Source organism: Chitinophaga sp. W3I9 (assembly GCF_050434025.1).
Lineage (GTDB): Bacteria > Bacteroidota > Bacteroidia > Chitinophagales > Chitinophagaceae > Chitinophaga.
This window is the reverse complement of the sequence record NZ_JBNPWC010000001.1, coordinates 831,718-849,045: the sequence shown is the minus strand read 5'-3', so window position 1 is coordinate 849,045 and position 17,328 is coordinate 831,718. Positions and strand designations below refer to the sequence as shown.

Sequence of the window (17,328 nt, the reverse complement as noted above, 5' to 3'; positions counted from 1 at the left end):
ATATTCGTATTCTAAAAAAATTGAATTAAAGTAACTTTGCACCCAGATTAAACACATAAATCAAACATCTAATAAAAAAACAATGAAGATCCATCGTGAAGGATTTGCTACTATTTCCCTTGTATTCCTGGTACTGGCGTTAATAAACGGAGCAGTATTTTATTGGTTCGGTAACGCGCCGGCGCTATGCTGGACGGTATCCATTATCTCCCTTGCGTTCTTCCTGTTCATCGTTTCATTCTTCCGTATTCCCTCCCGTCAATATACAACAGGTGATTCGCTGGTTGTTTCTCCCTGCGATGGTAAAGTAGTGGTCATTGAAGAAGTATATGAGCCGGAATATTTCAAGGATAAGCGTTTGCAGGTGTCTATTTTTATGAGTCCTGCCAATGTGCATGTAAACCGGAACCCAATCAGGGGTACGGTAAAATTATCGCAATACCACGCCGGCAAATACCTGGTGGCCTGGCATCCAAAGTCTTCCACTGAAAACGAAAGGCATTCCGTAGTAATCGGTAACGGTAAAACGGATATCCTGGTAAAGACAAATTGCCGGTGCACTTGCCCGCAGGATTGTGAACTACCTGAAACCTGGCATGGAAGTAAATCAGAATGAAGAAATGGGCTTTATCAAGTTTGGCTCCCGTGTAGACCTTTACCTGCCTATCGGTACAGAAGTAGCGGTACAGCTGGAACAGGTAGTGCAGGGTGGCATTACGGTTATTGCTAAAATCTAGGTATCTTTAGTAGCTAAACGGCATTATTATGATAAAGAAAGCTTTTACCGGCCTGGCTGCCTTACTGCTGATAGCAGGCGTAGCGCTGGCACAGGAGAAAACCAAAACAGCCGCTAAATCTAAAAAGGATTGTTCGGCTGCCTCGTGTAAAACTACCGCAAAAGGTAAAAGCTGTTGTCAGCAGCCGTCTAAAACCGCCAGCCTGAGAATGGCTGCCGCTACCAAAACAAAAGCGAAAGCACAATAAAGAAAGAAGGAGATGTGGTTATCACATCTCCTTCTTTCTTACAGAATATTTCTCAGCTCCCCAAGGTGCCCGATCACATAGGTAGGTTGAAAGTCAACCGGTGGTTTAGCCGGATTAAAATATACCTGGTCCATTCCCACACCATGGGCACCCTTGATGTCCAGCTCCATGGCATCTCCGATCATAATACTCTCTGTAGCGCTGGTATTGGCTTTCCCGATGGCATAATCAAAAATTTCCCGGTAAGGCTTTAAGCTGCCCGCCACTTCCGATGTAACGATGTGCGTGAAATAGTGGTCGATCCCGGCATTCTTCATTTTCAGCAACTGTGTTTCCTCGAAACCGTTGGTGATCATATGCATAGGGTATTCCTTTGCTGCCAGGTATTCCAGCGTTTCCTTTGCTTCCGGGAATAATGCTTTTTTATATGGCAGTATTTCCAGGAATTCTTCGCTGATTTTCTGGGTCAGTTTTTCATCTCCTATTTTAAAGTCGATCAATGTAAGGCGGAAGCGCTTGTCGCGTAATTCCCGGCGGGTAATGAACCCTTTACGGAAGCGATCCCACAGGCGCTCGTTATGATCCACATAAGAAACGGAAAACGCCTCAAAAGATGGTATTCCCCTGCTCTCTAAACCATGCCTGTTATAAAGCTCCAGCAAGGTTTCCTGTTCATTTGTTTCAAAGTCCCAGAGGGTATGGTCCAGGTCAAAGAAAAGATGTTTGTATTTCATGACGGCGCAAAGGTACAAAATACCTCAGAGATGGGTGGAAGGCGCCGGTGTATTCAAAGTAAATTCCTTATTTTACTGCATCAATGAAAGAAACTATGAATGCAGTAATTACGGGCGCCAGCAAGGGGATTGGAAAGGCTATAGCGGAAAAACTGGCGCTGGAAGGATTTAATGTGGCTATTTGTGCAAGACATGCCGACACGCTGGCTTTGGCCAAAGCGGATATTCAGCGGAAAAACCCGGCAGTAACGGTGCTGGCGGAGGTGGTGGATATGGGAGATAAAGCACAGGTACTGGCTTTTGCAGATAAAATAAATGCGGCATTTCCGCAGGTGGATATCCTGGTGAACAATGCCGGTATTTTTGTACCTGGCGCCCTTCACCAGGAAGAAGAAGGGTTACTCGAAAAGATGATGGCGGTAAATGTATACAGTGCTTATCATCTTACCAGGGCATTATTACCCGCCATGATCACCCGGCGTAAAGGATATATTTTTAACATGTGTTCCACTGCCAGCTACCGCGCATACCCCAATGGCGGCGCTTACAGCATTACCAAATATGCCCTGCTTGGCTTCACCAAAAACCTGAGGGAGGAGCTAAAGGCACACTACATCGGGGTTTCGGCAGTAAGCCCGGGCCCTACCTTAACCGCTTCCTGGGAAGGCTTTGACGCCCCTCCCGACAGAATGATGCCCCCCGAAGATATAGCCAGCGTAATATGGGCCGCATGGACAATGGCCAAACAAACCGTTGTGGAGGAAATTGTACTGAGACCTATGTTGGGAGATATTTAAACATCTTATTATATTGGCTTTTTAGTGGATGGTAATCGTTCTTTCTCCGGATAACTAAATAAGAACATATTAAAAGGTTTTAACTAACTTTTAACGGGGCCTTACAGCGCTTCCGGCGCGGCTTTGGTTAAATTTGTTGACATAATTATGATGTACAGATTTTGCATAAGGAAGTGTATTTACGCCATTTTGATTTGTATAGGACTGGTAGCTTGTGCCCACGCCCAGGATTTCCGCTTTACTACCACTGTGAGCAATAATGCCGTGACGCAGGATGAACCATTCCAGATCCAGTTTATGCTGGAAAACGGCGTAAACGTCTCCAGCTTTACACCACCCAGTTTCAAGGATTTTGAAGTATTACAGGGCCCCTCTCAAATGCAGGGTCAATCTATTTTCAATGGAAAACGGTCTGAATACATTGCACTAAGCTACCTGCTGCAACCAAAGCATGTGGGCAGTTTTACCATCGCCGGCGCCCAGGCCCGTGTAAACGGGAATATCGTAAAATCAAACCCGGTTTTAATTGAAGTCAGAAAGGGCAATGCGCAACAACAGCAGCAGGCCGCACCTCCTTCTGCCGGCTACCCGCCGCATCGCGGCTCCCCCAGTGGTAACGAAGATATCCAGGAAGGTATTTTGAAGAAAGGAGAAGACATCAACGAAAAGCTGAAGAAAAATATTTTCCTGAAAGTAGAAGTAGATAAAACCAATTTATACGAAGGAGAACAACTAACGGCCACGTATAAACTTTTTACACGCCTTCCAACCAATTCCAGTGTAACTAAAGTCCCGGCATTCAAAGGATTTTCTGCCAAGGATATTGAGCTGCCTAACCCGCCACAGGCTACCGAGGAAAGGGTTAACGGCATTCCGTATAAAGTGTTTACCATCCGCAAAACATTGCTTTTCCCACTACAGTCGGGCACCCTGGAACTGGACCCTGTAGAAGTGGACAACCAGGTGCGCCTTGTAAAAATGGTGAGCAAAAAAGGTGGCAGCAGGGGTAGGGATCCCTTTGAAGATTTCTTCAACGATCCCGCATTCAGAGATCCTTTCTTTGATGATTTCTTTAACCGCCCGGAAGTGGAATACCAGGATGTTCCCTACAAAATCCAAAGCAATCCGATAAAGATCAATGTTAAACCGGTTCCGGTCGACGGGCGCCCACTCAGCTACAACGGCGCTGTGGGTAACTTTAACATGACAGCGGTAGTGGATAAGAAGAAGCTTACCACAGATGACGCCCTCACGCTGAAAGTAACCGTTAGCGGGCAAGGAAACGTAAACCTCCTGAACTCTCCAAAGGTGGAAACGCCTACCGGCTTTGAAAAATATGATCCAAAAGTAACAGACGACATTGAAAAGAACAGCAACCCGCTTTCCGGCAGCCGTACTTTTGAATATGTGCTGATGCCGCAGGAAGCCGGCGATCATACCATACCGGCAGTAGAATTCTCTTACTTTGACCCCGCCGCCAACAGCTATAAAACATTGCGTTCCCAACCTTTCGATATCCATATCGAACAGGGCAAACATATTAAGCAGGATAAACAGGATTATGGCGCCGGTAAAAATGAACTGGTGAAAAATGAAACCGGTATCCTCGACTGGACAAAAAATCACAGCTGGTTTATTCTCAGCCCATGGTTCTATATCCTGTTGTTATTGCCGCTGCTGATAGCTGCAGGTATTATTTTCTACAAACGCCGCAAAGACTACAACACCACCAACGCCGCAGTGCTGAAACACCGCTACGCCAATAAGGTAGCCCTGAAACGATTGGAACTGGCTGCGCGTTATCTGAAAGAAGGCAAGGACAAGGCATTTTATGAAGAAACTTCCCGCGCCGTTTGGGGTTATCTCAGTTCCAAACTGAAAATACCAATGGCCGATCTGAGTAAACAACTGATACAGGATAAGCTGAACGCCCGTCATATCAACGGCAGCAATACGCACGACCTGTTTAACCTGATCGATAATTGCGAAGTGGCTTTATATGCACCCGGACAGGATAACCGTAAAATGCAGGGTACATATGAACAGGCGGTGAGCATTATCACCAACCTGGAAGATGCGTTGAAGAACTAACTACTTAACGAAAGGCGAAATGCTGAACTACAGAAAAATGAAACCGGTATTATTGGCTGTTATATGCCTGCTCTCTTTCACCGGAAGCCGCGCACAAACGCCGCCACAGAATCAGCAACAACGGTTTGAAGAAGCGAACAAACTCTTTAACCAGAGCAAGTTTACAGAAGCTGCCAGGCTTTACCAGCAGTTGCTGGATGAAGGTCATACGCAGAAGGCACTTTACTTTAATGCCGGCAATGCCTGGTACAAAGCAGGTAAAACCGGGCAGGCTGTTTATAACTATGAGAAAGCATTGCAGTTGTCGCCCAATGACGCTGCGGTGAAACATAACCTCGCTATTGCCAATCAGAAAGTAAATGGTTTTGTGGAAGAGCTGCCGATGGTATTTTTCCAGCAATGGTGGTTACAATTGCAACATCTTCATAAAGCCAACGGCTGGGCTATTGGCACCATCCTGCTTTTCTGGTTGTTTATTGCCGCCATTATGCTCAATGTATATACCCCCGGATGGAGAAATAAATTTTTGCGCTGGGGCACTTATGTGTTGGGAGTATTGTGTGCCTTATACCTGATCATGTCTGTAGATACTTACCTGTGGTCCAACAACCATGAAGCGGGTGTTGTAATGAACGGTAACATCAGGGCCAAAACGTCGCCTGATGAAAACAGCAAGGATGCCTTTGAAGTGGGAGAGGGCATGAAAGTGCGTATCACCGATGCCACACGCGACTTCTGTAAGATTGAACTGGCCGATGGGAAAAACGGCTGGATCAGTTGTAACTATATCAGGCGGTTATAGTCTTTCGATCCTTTGCAGGAAGTCCTGTTTCTTGTCCCGTGCCAGCGGAACGCTGTAGCCATCGGACATAATGATCTCCCCGCCATCTCCTTTAATATATTTCTCCATAAAAGACAGGTTGATAAGGAAGCTGCTGTGTACGCGGAAAAATCCTTTATCTGCGAGCCATTGCTCCATTTCCACGAGCGTGCGGCATACCATTACGGGCTTTTCCGGCTCCTGTAAATGCAACCGGGTTTGCATGCCCGCACCTTTGCAATAAATAATGTTCTTTGCAACTACCATGCGCAGTCCGTCTGACGTGGGCAATGCCAGCCGTTCGTCCTGGTTGAGGTGCTGTTGCAGAAAGCGGAGAAGGTCTTCTACTTTTCCGGCGGTAATAACGGTGGATTGGGTGCTGGCTTTTTCCACTGCGTCTTTTAATTCCTGGCTATCGATGGGTTTGAGAAGATAATCTAACGCGCTGTGATGAATAGCCTGCAGGGCATACTGATCATAGGCAGTGATGAAAATAACGGCAAAGGAGTGATATTCACTGGCTTCCAGCACCTGAAAACCATCCATTCCCGGCATTTCGATATCCAGGAATACCAGTTCGGGATGTAGTTCATGAATGGCAGTCAGGGCTTCAGGACCACTGCTGCAAACGGCTTGTACAGAAACTTGCGGGCAATATCTCTCCAGCATCATGTGCAGCGCATCCCGACTATGCTTCTCGTCGTCCACGATAATGGTACGCATTTGAGATCAGATTAATGAAAGGTGGTTTCAGATTTACTGTTGTGGAAAGTATATGGTCATTGATTCTATTAATCCATGTAGAAATTAAGCAATTTGCCGGACATTTCCAATTCAGGCTATCCGGCCAGGGACTGCCGGGCGGCAACATGTTGCATGCTGATAATAAGGCGGTTACCGGAGGGTTCACGCTCTTCGTCATACATCTGCAGGGATTTGATGCTGGCCTGCATGTGATATTTCTCGCTCATCATGTACAGCCGTTCCGAAGCGATATCGATGCCGGAGGCCTGCCGTTCGCCGGTGCTGTCGAGCATTTCAGTGATCAGTATCCCATTATCTTCCAGCTGGATCTGGAGCCGGTCATTTTCTTTGGAGATGGTGATCCGGAGCAGTCCGCCTGATTTTTCGGGGCGCAGCAGGATCCTGTGCCAGATGGCATATTGCACATAGGGTTGGATGATCAGGGGAGGGATGAGGGTAAACTGCCGGTTTACTTCCGGCATTATGATGAGCTGGTAATCGAACTGTTCATCAAAGCGCAGCTGTTCCAGCTGGATATACAGTTCCAGGGCATCCAGTTCATCCTGCAGGGAAATCCATTCTTTATTGAAATTACCGATCATGAGGCGCATGAGGCGCGAAAAGCGGGTGAGATAAAGGGAGGCCATGTCCGTACTGGTGGTAAGGATGTAGTGGTGAATAGCATTGAGGCTATTAAAAATAAAATGAGGGTCCATCTGCGCCTGGAAAGCATGTAGCTCCAGGTTAATCAACGCATGGTTCTTGGTGATTTCTTTCGCTGAGGCTCTCCTGATTCTTCTTTCCCGCAGGGTAAAAAATACTATTAGGGTAACGAGACTTAACAAAAAAAACAGCCAGAAGGGCCACTCCGCAGCAAAGACGATATCGGTATAATGTGTCACTAACTAGGTTTATAGGAAGTACTTCTCTACGCTTATAAGCTCAATAAATATCGGCTAATTAATCTCCACTATAAAGTGGGATTTACTACGAGGTCGGATTTTAAAGGAAACTGGGGAGAATGAGGTGAAAAGTGGCTGTTTGCTACAGGTATTTAGCCTTTAGCAAATACAGCAAAGATGGTTATACTTATCTACTGCTGCATTTGCCAAACGGCTGGTATTTAGGCTTCCGTAAACTTATAGCCCACTCCTCTTACGGAGTGGAAATAGCGGGAATTCCGGCTATCTTCTTCAAAATACTTACGGAAATTGAGGATAAAGTTGTCGATGGTCCTGGTAGTAGGATATACGTTATAACCCCAAACCACCTGGAGGATTTTTTCGCGGGTAACTACTTCGCCCTTATTTTCGATGAGCAGTTTCAGCAGCATGGCTTCTTTCTTACTCAGTTCGTAGTGTTTTCCATCTTTACCAACGCATTCCTGCGCGGCAAAGTCGATTACATTATCGCCGAAGCGGTATACGTTGGGTACGCTGTCTTTGTCCTGGATCTTTTTATTTTTTACGATGAGTTTTTCCACCCTTAACAGGAGTTCTTCCAGGTTAAAGGGTTTAGTCATATAGTCATCGCCACCCTTTTTGAGGCCCAGCACGCGATCGGCGCTGCTGTTTTTGGCGCTCAGGAAAAGGATGGGGATTTCATTATTCTGAATACGGATGTTTTCGCATACCGCGATACCATCCATTTCAGGCAGCATAATGTCCAGTATAATGAGATCGAAATATTCGTTTTTTACTGCTTTGAGAGCAGCAGTGCCGTTGTCCACTGCGGTGACCTCGTAACCTTCCAGCTCCAGGTTCAGCTTCAGGGCTTCCTGGAGATTTTCTTCATCCTCCACCAGCAGTATTGATGCCTTTGTCGCTTCCTTCATGTGTTATTGTTTGATTTTACATCGAATCCGGATTCCGGTATTCATCAATCCGTCATCTAATTTACGCCGTTTGAACGGAATATTCAGGCCATGATATTTCAAAGCAGCTGCCGGCAGGTACATTGTCTTTTACTTCAATGCGTCCGTGGTGCTGTTCCACGATTTTAGCGGTCAGGAACAGGCCCAGTCCGGAGCCTTTAGCCTTGCGGGTATTTTCGTTACCCACACGGTAAAATTTCAGGAAGATCCTGCTTTTCTCTTCTTCCGGGATGCCCGGGCCTTCGTCGATCACCTGTAATTTCAGTTGCTGGTTACTTTCAAATAGTTTTACAGAGATGGTGGTATTTTTCGGGGCATATTTCGCGGCATTCTCCACCAGGTTGCTTAGTACAATTTGTAAAGTCAGCTTATCGCCGTCCATCCATACGTCCGGTAAAATATCCGCGATGATCTGATGGGTACCAATGCGGCCATCGAGGTCTTTGATACTGTTTTCTATCAGGGCTGAAAAATCCAGCGGTTCTTTAAACACCTCGTATTTATGTGTTTCCAGTTGCGCCGCCAGCAGGATGTTGTTGCACAGCTGGTCGAGGCGGTTGGTTTCACGGATCGTATTATTGATCAGCTTCAGTTGTTTTTCTTCTTCGAGTTTATGTTTACGGATGGTTTCGAGATTCAGTTTGGCGGCAGCGATGGGTGATTTCAGTTCATGTGTTACCGCCATCATAAAATTCTGTTGCTGCCTGCTGAGCTTCATATATTTCCATACAGCCCGGTATACAAAGAGTGCGCCGAGTAAAATGATCCCTAAAAAGATGAGGCCCTCGCCCAGGTATTTAAAAGAGCGCATACGCTCTTCTTTGTTGATCCGCTCCAGTTGCAGCTGATGTTCTGCCGGTTGTGCGAGGCTGTCTACCCGCAAAGAAAGGTTTTGTTGTTCAAAGCGGCGGATCTGTTCACTTTGCCTGAACAGCAAAATGCCCCACCAAACCAGTGCGGCAATTGTGTACGCCATTACTAAAAAATAAACGAAGGAAACGGATTTCCCTTCCTGCATTTTATTGGAAATTCTTTTCATCATGGCCTTGTGCCGGCTTTCTCAATCCGCAAGCCAACATTCATTACGTGGGGAAGCGGATTTTGCCGCATATTTTGTTCAAAGGTAAACTTATAGGTCCCTGGTTTATTAAAAACAGCCCGTTGCTGAATGAAGATACGATGTTCATAAATATCATCCAGTCCGGTACCGGACCATTTGCCCGTTACATCTGCGAGCGGCAGTTCCACCCGTTGTTCCTTTATGGTGCTGTCGCCTGGATACTGTGTACCTACCAGTAACCAGATATTACTGTATGGATAAGCATCCGTATGCCTTACGTTCACACAGATATTGTAAAGGTACGCAGTATCTTCCGGTTGTATTTTTACTTCAAAAGACGGTTTATAATCATATGCCCACTCATGCCTGGGGATCTCCAGGTTTTTCTCGTAAGTGTCCATTTTAGGCGGCATGCAGGCGGCAGCCAAAAGTAATAAGCCTGCTGTGGCCAGGAAAAGTTTGTTCATACGGTATTCGCCTTACTATAAAACGTTTAATACTTGTTCTTTGGCTTTTTCCAGTTCATCTTTCATCAGCACCACCCATTGCTGTATACCGGCATCATTGGCTTTGGAACCGGTAGTGTTGATTTCACGGCCTATTTCCTGTAACACAAACCCCAGTTTCTTGCCTTTGGCAGAGTCACTGTCTTTCAGTATTTCCGTGAAATAACGGAGGTGGTTTTCCAGGCGGGAGAGTTCTTCAGAGATATCCAGCTTTTCCAGATAGAAGATCAGTTCCTGTTCCAGGCGGTTGCCATCCACATTTTCTTTTCCTACATGCTCGGCCAGCAATCCTTCGAGGCGCTGACGGATACGGTCTTTACGGAGGGGGTCCAGTTCGCGGACCTTCTGCATATAGCTATCGATGTTTTCTATGCGTAGCTGCAGATCGGCTTCCAGCATGAGGCCTTCATCCTGGCGATGTGTATCCAGGTCGATCAGGGCTTCACGCAGTGTATCTTCCACATCTTTCCATTCTTCTTCGGTCATTTGCTCTGAAGCCGGACTTACCACTTCCGGTAATTTCATCAGCACGTTGAGCATATCTCCCTGGGGGAGTTCCAGCTGGTTGGCCAGCATGGTGATAGACTGGTAATAATATTTTGCAAGGTCTGTATTGATCACAACCGGGCGGGTGGCGCCATTCTGGCGGATATTGATCGTTGCATCAAGGGTGCCGCGCTGCAACGTTTGCTGCATTAGGGTACGGATGTCAAATTCATAGGGTCTTAACAAAGGAGAAAACTTCAGATTCACCTCAAACTGCTTTCCATTCAGCGATTTGATCTCCACTACGATACTAGTTTCGCCTCTTGCGCTTTCTGCCCTTCCGAAGCCGGTCATTGATTTCAGCATAATAGAAATTTGTAGGTGACAAACCTAGTTAAAAAAGCTGAAAGCATAAAGCTTAAAGCAAAAAGCGGGTGCAGGAGGACGGGAGCTGCAGCCCCACCTCAGAGGCGCGACTATGCCAATAGTGCGCTGAGAGCCGCCATCACTACTTTGCCCTTAGCTTTAACTTCCTGTAGATCTCTTCTTTGCTCATCTCCACCATCTCTCCTGATTGCATGCCTGCAATGGTGATATCTTCCATGCGGTAACGGACAAGCCTCAACGTAGGAAAGCCAACGGCGGCAGTCATCCGTCGCACCTGCCTGTTTTTGCCTTCCTGCAGCACCATCCTGATCCATGGTGCGGGAATACTTTTACGGAAACGGATGGGCGGGTTCCGTGGCGGCAACAACGGTTCTTCCTCAAATATTTCTGCCCGGCACCGTTTGGTGCGGTACATCTTACCATCTACATTGATCTGCACCCCTGCCGCCAACTGCTCCACCGCCTCCGCAGTTACAGCGCCATCCACCTGCACCCAGTACTCCCGTTCATGGGCATGCTGCGGCAATAGCAGTTGCTGGTTCAATGTCTTATCATTTGTAAGGATCAGCAGCCCTTCGCTGTCGTAATCCAGGCGCCCTACGGGATATACATCCGAAGGAACCTTAAAATAATCCGCCAGGCAGGCCTTGTTACCTTCCGGTGTAAACCGGGTTAACACTTCATATGGTTTATATATAATATAATAATAAAGAGACACGAATGCTTTTGCTTTGGTTAAGGAGCCGTAAATTAGTACTTTTGCAAATTGATTATGGCTACATCGTTCCACAATCCTTCATGTCATCATTGCAAGGATCGCTTCTCATCAATATTCTGCAAGGCGGAACAATGCAATCTCGATCAGATTGCAGAAGCCAAAGTATGCTCCGTATACAGGAAAGGACAGGTTATCTTCCATGAAGGAGCCTATCCCTTCGGTGTGTACTGCGTAAACGACGGTAAAATAAAGCTCTCGCACAGTGGTGATGACGGCCGGGAACAGATTATACGCCTGGTCAAAGACGGCGATATCATGGGCTACAAAGCCCTGCTGAGCAACGAAAGGTACACTGCTACCGCCACAGCCCTCGAAGATTCTTCTATCTGCTTTATACCTAAAGACCTGTTTCTCAATATTCTGCAGAAAGATGCATCCCTGTCATTTGAAATGATGCGCATCTTATCGAGCGAACTGCGCAAAGCCGAATTGAAAATAACCCACCTGGCACAAAAGCCGGTACGGGAACGCCTCGCAGAAACCCTGCTTTTTATCAAAGAAACTTACGGACTGGAAGCAGATGGCCACACCCTCAGCGTACGCCTCTCCCGTGAAGAAATTGCCAACCTCGTAGGCACAGCCACAGAATCCGCTATCAGGCTGCTTTCTGAATTCAAAAAAGATGGCATGATAGAACTGGAAGGCAAAAAGATCCGCCTGCTTGACCTGGCCGAAATTATCAGAACTGCAAACCTGCAGGAGTAGCCCCAATCCTGACAAATATCATATTCCCGCTTGACGCATATCATTGCGCCCTTCTGCCGCGACCGGTACTTTTGCAATAACACAACTATTGACTGATGGCCGTTTCTTCGCATGTTCAAACCAATACCACCTGCTATCACTGCGGGGAAAACTGTACTGACAACGATATCACCCTGCAGGATAAAGTATTCTGCTGTATGGGATGCAAAACGGTATACGAAATACTGAACCAATACGACCTTTGTGAATACTACCATCTTAACAGCAAACCTGGTATCAGTCAGCGGGTAGCCGTGCGAAGCGATAAGTTTGCTTTCCTCGATGACGAAAAAATAGCGCAACAACTCTATCTATTCAGGGATGATACCCACACGCATGTTTCCTTTTACATCCCGCAAATCCATTGCAGTTCCTGTTTATGGCTGCTGGAAAACCTGCACCGGCTGGAGAAAGAGGTACAGCGGGTCACCGTTAATTTTAGTAAGAAAGAGGTATTGATCATCTACTCACATACCGGCACCTCTTTAAGAAGGGTGGCAGAAATATTAACCGCTATCGGGTATGAACCGTACATCAGCCTGCAGGATCTGCAACGCAAAAAACCGGCGGTTAACCGGCAGCTGGTATACCAGCTGGGCGTGGCGGGTTTTTGCTTCGGCAATATCATGTTGCTGAGTTTTCCCGATTATTTTGCCAGCGCCGGTGGTCTTGATGAAATATTTAACCGCCTGTTCCGGTATATGAACCTGGTGCTGGCATTGCCGGTATTGCTTTACAGCGCACAGGCATTTTATAAACCGGCCCGGAACGGGTTAAAGCATGGATTCCTCAATATAGACGTGCCTATTGTGCTCGCCATCTTCGTTACTTTTATACGCAGCTTTGTGGAAGTAATTAACGGTCAGCCGGGGTATTTTGATTCCATGACAGGCATCGTATTTTTTATGCTGATAGGAAGAATATTACAGGATAAAACTTACCAGGGGCTTTCGTTTGACCGGGATTATACTGCCTATTTTCCTATAGCCGTAAGCGTTATAAGGGAAGATAAAGAAATTCCTACCACGCTTCCTGAGCTGAAAACCGGCGATACCATCCGTATTCACAACAATGAACTGGTACCGGCAGATGGCATTATTGTAAGAGGGAAAGCCCTGATAGATTACAGCTTTGTAACCGGAGAATCGGTGCCGGTCAGCAAATCGATCGGGGAAATTATTTATGCCGGCGGCAGACAGCTTAATGGTAACCTCGAAATACTTACCATTAAAGAGGTAGCGCAGAGTTACCTGACCAGCTTATGGAACCGTGATGAACTGAAAAATAAAGCGGAAAAACAAGTGTCTTTTGTTCACCTGCTCAGCCGCTATTTTACGTGGGCGGTGTTGTTGATTGCAGCTGCTACTGCCGCTTACTGGTGGGTGAATGAACCTGCGCGTGTATGGCCTGCTGTTACCGCCATCCTGATCATTGCCTGCCCCTGTGCCCTGCTGCTGGCATCTTCATTTACCAACGGACATATTTTAAGAATCCTCAGCCGGCACCGGTTTTACCTGCGTAATGCACAAGCCATTGAAAACATGGCCAACGCCACACATATTGTATTCGACAAAACCGGCACACTCACCGGCAAAACAGGCAGCTCCGTTATCTACTACGGCAATGCGCTTACACCTATACAGGAAGTGATGATAGCTACCCTTGCAGCGCAGTCCACCCATCCTTTAAGCCGGGCCATTGTTCAGTATTGCGGGGATCCCGCATCGCGGCATATCCACGACTTCCAGCACTTTACAGGCAAAGGTGTATGCGGATGGGTAGATGGATTTTTTATCCGGCTGGGCAATGCAGGCTTCACGGGCGCACACCACAAAAGTGAGCAGGAAGGAAGCGTGGTGTACGTATCTATCAACGAAAAACTGTACGGATTATTTACTATCCGCAGCAGCTACCGGAATGGTTTACGGCAACTGATGCAGCAGCTGCAAACTTCTTACCCATTATCTGTACTATCAGGAGATAATAATCATACGCTCCCGCAATTAGGTCGGTTGATGGGCAACGATGCCACCCTTCTTTTTGAGCAACAACCGGCAGATAAACTCGCTTACATTATCTCCCTCCAAAAAAAAGGAAAAAAGGTAATGATGATTGGTGATGGATTAAATGATGCCGGTGCGCTGAAACAAAGTGATATTGGTATTTCATTAACAGAAGACAGCAACAACTTTACGCCTGCCAGCGATGGTATACTGCATGCGGATCAACTGCCTTTGCTGTTTTCTTTCATCCGCTTATGCAAAGCCAACAAGCGTATTATCCTCTTTAGTTTTGTATTGTCGCTCCTCTATAACATCACCGGTTTATACTTTGCGGTGCAGGGAATTTTATCGCCGCTGGTAGCCGCTGTCCTGATGCCAGCCAGCTCTATCAGCATTATCCTGATCACTTTCGGTTGCAGCGAATGGCAGGGCAAAAAGCTTTACAGCAATGCACTACAGCAAATGAATGATAAAAGTCATATTCCTGATTGAGTAAAGTCATAGTAGTAAAGGTGCACTACTGTTACCTTTGCTATCACATGAAACATACACAATAAATCTAAGCCCAACCTCAGATAAGCCCGGATGAAATGGGCGTGTAAACAGCCGCTGAAAAGGCTGTTTACACGCAACGGGTGAGGCATGCCGGAAAAGAAGTATGGCATTACATCACAATACACCATCCATGAAAGGAATGAACGTAATGCAGATAGCGGGAAATGAAAAAGTGAAGAGTTGTGCTATCCTGAAAACAAAACGCTTTGATGCCACCCTGCTCATTATGCAGCAGGGGCACCAGATTCCGCCGCATACATCGCCGGCCCATGCCATGATCCTTATACTGGAAGGGAGGATCGCATTTATGCTCAACGAAGAAATAACCATCCTGGAATCCGGCGATGTTTTTTCCTTTGGCGCCAACGAAATACATGCCCTGCAGGCGTTGGAAACAGCCAGGTTTATTCTCATTAAATAAATAGCCATGAGCGTTATCATCATTTTACTCGGTGCTAGTTTACTGGTAGCCATAGGGTTCCTGGCAGCATTTATCTGGTCAGTAAAAAACGGGCAGTTTGAAGATGATTTTTCACCGGCGCACCGCATCCTCTTCGAGGACAAGCCAGATAACGTTAACGAATAAACGCATTTATCAACACCTTTAAATACCACTATGTCACTCGAAAAATTTTATTACGACAACCGCACGGTGAAATGGTTTGCCTACGCTTGTATGTTCTGGGGGCTGATAGGCATGCTGGCCGGTTTATGGGCAGCGCTGGAGCTGGTGATCCCCGGCCTTAACATGGGATTTGCCCCCATTACTTTTGGCAGGTTAAGACCCGTACATACCAATGCCGTCATCTTTGCATTTGTGGGCAATGGTATTTTCATGGGAGTATATTATTCCCTGCAACGGCTTTGTAAAGCCCGCATGTTCAGTGATCTGCTGAGTAAAATACATTTCTGGGGCTGGCAGGCCATCATCGCCGGCGGCGCCCTCACCCTGTTCCTGGGCTACACTACCGGCAAAGAATATGCAGAGCTGGAATGGCCCTTTGATATTGCCATCACCCTTATCTGGGTAGTGTTTGGCGCCAACATGCTGGGTACTATCCTGCGCAGGCGCGAATCACATTTATACGTAGCTATCTGGTTCTATATCGGCACCTGGGTAGCTATTGCCATGCTACATATTATTAACTCTTTCGAATTCCCTTTATCCCTGTTCAAGAGTTACAGCTGGTATGCGGGTGTACAGGATGCGCTGGTACAGTGGTGGTACGGACATAATGCGGTGGCGTTTTTTCTCACCACGCCTTACCTGGGGCTGATGTACTATTTTGTACCTAAGGCCGCCAACAGGCCGGTGTACTCGTATCGCTGGTCCATCATCCACTTCTGGTCGCTGATATTTATTTATATCTGGGCCGGCCCGCATCACCTGCTGTACACCGCTTTGCCCGAATGGGCCCAATCGTTGGGAACGGCTTTCAGCATTATGCTGATCGCTCCATCCTGGGGTGGTATGCTCAACGGCCTGCTGACCCTGCGCGGCGCCTGGGACCGGGTGAGGGAGGATGCTATCCTTAAATTTTTTGTGGTAGCGCTTACCTGTTACGGTATGGCCACTTTTGAAGGACCGATGCTGTCACTGAAAAATGTGAATGCCATCAGTCATTACACCGACTGGACCATTGCACACGTTCACGTTGGCGCATTGGGCTGGAATGGGTTCCTCACATTTGGTATCCTTTACTGGATGATCCCGCGCATTTTTGGTACGCAGCTTTTCTCCCGCAAATTGGCCAATACGCATTTCTGGATCGGTACACTGGGCATTATCTTTTATGTAATCCCGCTTTACTGGGCGGCATTTACACAGAGTATGATGTGGAAACAGTTTACCGAAGAAGGACAACTGAAGTACCAGTTCATGGAAACAGTTACCACCATTGTTCCGATGTATGCGCTGCGTGCGGTAGGTGGCATGTTGTATATCAGCGGCCTGATACTGATGATTGTAAACCTTACCAGAACAATCCGCAAAGGTGCATTTATTGCCAACGAAGCAGCGGAAGCACCTGCATTACCCAAAGAGATTGTTACACATGGTAAAGCGCACTGGCACAACTGGATAGAACGCCGCCCTATACAACTGGTGGTATTCAGTTTGGTAGTGGTAGCCGTTGGCGGCCTGCTGGAAATGATGCCCACCTTCCTGATCCGCAGCAATATTCCTACTATCAGCAGCGTAAAACCATATACGCCGCTGGAATTACACGGTCGCGATATTTACCTGAGAGAAGGTTGCTACAACTGCCACTCACAGATGATCCGTCCATTCCGGGATGAAGTGGCCCGCTATGGCGAATACTCCAAAGCCGGCGAATTTATATACGACCATCCTTTCCAATGGGGTTCCAAACGTACGGGTCCCGATCTGGCGCGTATTGGCGGCAAGTATCCGGACTCCTGGCACTTTAATCACATGCTCGATCCTACATCCATGTCGCCGGGTTCTATTATGCCTGCTTATCCCTGGCTCTTTGAAGAAAGAGTGGATAAAAGTAAAACGCCGGCCATGATTAACGTGATGCGGAAACTGGGGGTACCTTATGCAGCCGGCTACGAGCAACAGGCTATTGCCGACCTGGAGAAACAGGCACAGGGCATTGCCGCATCCCTGCAAAAGGATAAGCTGCCCATTAAAGCAGATCGTGAAATTATTGCATTAATAGCCTACCTGCAAAGGATGGGGAAAGATATTAAGTCGGCCCCAAAACCTGCACCGGTAGCCAATAACACTGAATTCTAAACCGC

19 protein-coding genes are annotated in these 17,328 nt (G+C 47.0%); 11 read left to right on the top strand and 8 right to left on the bottom strand.

What is annotated here, in order from left to right; translation table 11 throughout:
• Nucleotides 1-82: 82 nt before the first annotated feature.
• The 3 genes from QFZ51_RS03765 to QFZ51_RS03755 are packed head-to-tail and all read left to right on the top strand — an operon-like array spanning nt 83 to nt 984.
• On the top strand, nt 83-616 hold the full coding sequence (locus QFZ51_RS03765; protein WP_429043316.1) for a phosphatidylserine decarboxylase: 534 nt from the start codon (nt 83-85) through the stop codon (nt 614-616).
• Entirely contained in the window at nt 597-737 is a 141-nt protein-coding gene (locus tag QFZ51_RS03760) for a phosphatidylserine decarboxylase (protein WP_429043313.1), read from the top strand. The genes QFZ51_RS03765 and QFZ51_RS03760 overlap by 20 nt, the downstream gene beginning before the upstream one ends.
• A gap of 28 nt (nt 738-765) precedes the next feature.
• Entirely contained in the window at nt 766-984 is a 219-nt protein-coding gene (locus QFZ51_RS03755) for a hypothetical protein (protein ID WP_429043311.1), read from the top strand.
• Between the two features lie 38 nt (nt 985-1,022).
• Here QFZ51_RS03755 and QFZ51_RS03750 read toward each other — a convergent pair whose 3' ends face one another.
• Nucleotides 1,023-1,718, bottom strand: a complete 696-nt coding sequence (locus QFZ51_RS03750) for a YjjG family noncanonical pyrimidine nucleotidase (RefSeq protein WP_429043310.1) — start codon at nt 1,716-1,718, stop codon at nt 1,023-1,025.
• Nucleotides 1,719-1,813: 95 nt separating this feature from the next.
• Here QFZ51_RS03750 and QFZ51_RS03745 point away from each other — a divergent pair, with 95 nt between their 5' ends.
• The 3 genes from QFZ51_RS03745 (at nt 1,814) to QFZ51_RS03735 (ending at nt 5,408) form a co-directional block, all read left to right on the top strand.
• The gene (locus tag QFZ51_RS03745; RefSeq protein ID WP_429043307.1) at nt 1,814-2,515 is read left to right on the top strand and encodes an SDR family oxidoreductase; all 702 of its coding nucleotides are present in this window, start codon (nt 1,814-1,816) and stop codon (nt 2,513-2,515) included.
• A gap of 147 nt (nt 2,516-2,662) precedes the next feature.
• Nucleotides 2,663-4,606 carry a BatD family protein gene (locus tag QFZ51_RS03740; protein WP_429043306.1) on the top strand — a complete coding sequence of 648 codons (1,944 nt, stop codon included), beginning with the start codon at nt 2,663-2,665 and terminating at the stop codon, nt 4,604-4,606.
• Nucleotides 4,607-4,625: 19 nt separating this feature from the next.
• The gene (locus tag QFZ51_RS03735) at nt 4,626-5,408 is read left to right on the top strand and encodes a tetratricopeptide repeat protein (RefSeq protein WP_429043303.1); all 783 of its coding nucleotides are present in this window, start codon (nt 4,626-4,628) and stop codon (nt 5,406-5,408) included.
• Here QFZ51_RS03735 and QFZ51_RS03730 read toward each other — a convergent pair.
• The 7 genes from QFZ51_RS03730 to QFZ51_RS03700 all read right to left on the bottom strand — a co-directional run bounded on the left by QFZ51_RS03730 (nt 5,403) and on the right by QFZ51_RS03700 (nt 11,200).
• Complete coding sequence (locus tag QFZ51_RS03730) at nt 5,403-6,149, bottom strand: LytR/AlgR family response regulator transcription factor (RefSeq protein WP_429043301.1); 747 nt, start codon at nt 6,147-6,149, stop codon at nt 5,403-5,405. The two genes, QFZ51_RS03735 and QFZ51_RS03730, sit on opposite strands and share 6 nt — an antisense overlap.
• A 116-nt stretch (nt 6,150-6,265) precedes the next feature.
• Nucleotides 6,266-7,072 carry a sensor histidine kinase gene (locus tag QFZ51_RS03725; RefSeq protein ID WP_429043299.1) on the bottom strand — a complete coding sequence of 269 codons (807 nt, stop codon included), beginning with the start codon at nt 7,070-7,072 and terminating at the stop codon, nt 6,266-6,268.
• Nucleotides 7,073-7,293: 221 nt separating this feature from the next.
• Nucleotides 7,294-8,004 (bottom strand): response regulator transcription factor, encoded by a 711-nt coding sequence (locus tag QFZ51_RS03720; protein ID WP_079471554.1) that lies wholly within the window; start codon nt 8,002-8,004, stop codon nt 7,294-7,296.
• Between the two features lie 61 nt (nt 8,005-8,065).
• Nucleotides 8,066-9,085, bottom strand: a complete 1,020-nt coding sequence (locus QFZ51_RS03715) for a sensor histidine kinase (protein WP_429043296.1) — start codon at nt 9,083-9,085, stop codon at nt 8,066-8,068.
• On the bottom strand, nt 9,082-9,570 hold the full coding sequence (locus QFZ51_RS03710) for a gliding motility lipoprotein GldH (RefSeq protein ID WP_429043293.1): 489 nt from the start codon (nt 9,568-9,570) through the stop codon (nt 9,082-9,084). Before QFZ51_RS03710 ends, QFZ51_RS03715 begins: the two co-directional genes overlap by 4 nt.
• A gap of 15 nt (nt 9,571-9,585) precedes the next feature.
• On the bottom strand, nt 9,586-10,461 hold the full coding sequence (locus QFZ51_RS03705; protein ID WP_429043290.1) for a YicC/YloC family endoribonuclease: 876 nt from the start codon (nt 10,459-10,461) through the stop codon (nt 9,586-9,588).
• 142 nt (nt 10,462-10,603) lie between these two features.
• Nucleotides 10,604-11,200, bottom strand: a complete 597-nt coding sequence (locus QFZ51_RS03700) for a pseudouridine synthase (RefSeq protein WP_429043287.1) — start codon at nt 11,198-11,200, stop codon at nt 10,604-10,606.
• 54 nt (nt 11,201-11,254) lie between these two features.
• Here QFZ51_RS03700 and QFZ51_RS03695 point away from each other — a divergent pair, with 54 nt between their 5' ends.
• From QFZ51_RS03695 to ccoN, 5 genes are all read left to right on the top strand, one after another.
• Nucleotides 11,255-11,965, top strand: coding sequence for a Crp/Fnr family transcriptional regulator (locus QFZ51_RS03695; RefSeq protein ID WP_429043284.1), 711 nt, complete (start codon nt 11,255-11,257; stop codon nt 11,963-11,965).
• Nucleotides 11,966-12,060: 95 nt separating this feature from the next.
• Nucleotides 12,061-14,499, top strand: coding sequence for a heavy metal translocating P-type ATPase (locus QFZ51_RS03690; protein ID WP_429043280.1), 2,439 nt, complete (start codon nt 12,061-12,063; stop codon nt 14,497-14,499).
• 166 nt (nt 14,500-14,665) lie between these two features.
• Nucleotides 14,666-14,983, top strand: a complete 318-nt coding sequence (locus tag QFZ51_RS03685) for a cupin domain-containing protein (RefSeq protein WP_429043277.1) — start codon at nt 14,666-14,668, stop codon at nt 14,981-14,983.
• Nucleotides 14,984-14,989: 6 nt separating this feature from the next.
• Nucleotides 14,990-15,148, top strand: coding sequence for a cbb3-type cytochrome oxidase assembly protein CcoS (gene ccoS, locus QFZ51_RS03680; RefSeq protein WP_429043275.1), 159 nt, complete (start codon nt 14,990-14,992; stop codon nt 15,146-15,148).
• 30 nt (nt 15,149-15,178) lie between these two features.
• Nucleotides 15,179-17,323 (top strand): cytochrome-c oxidase, cbb3-type subunit I, encoded by a 2,145-nt coding sequence (gene ccoN, locus QFZ51_RS03675; RefSeq protein ID WP_429043272.1) that lies wholly within the window; start codon nt 15,179-15,181, stop codon nt 17,321-17,323.
• The last annotated feature ends 5 nt before the right edge of the window (nt 17,324-17,328 follow it).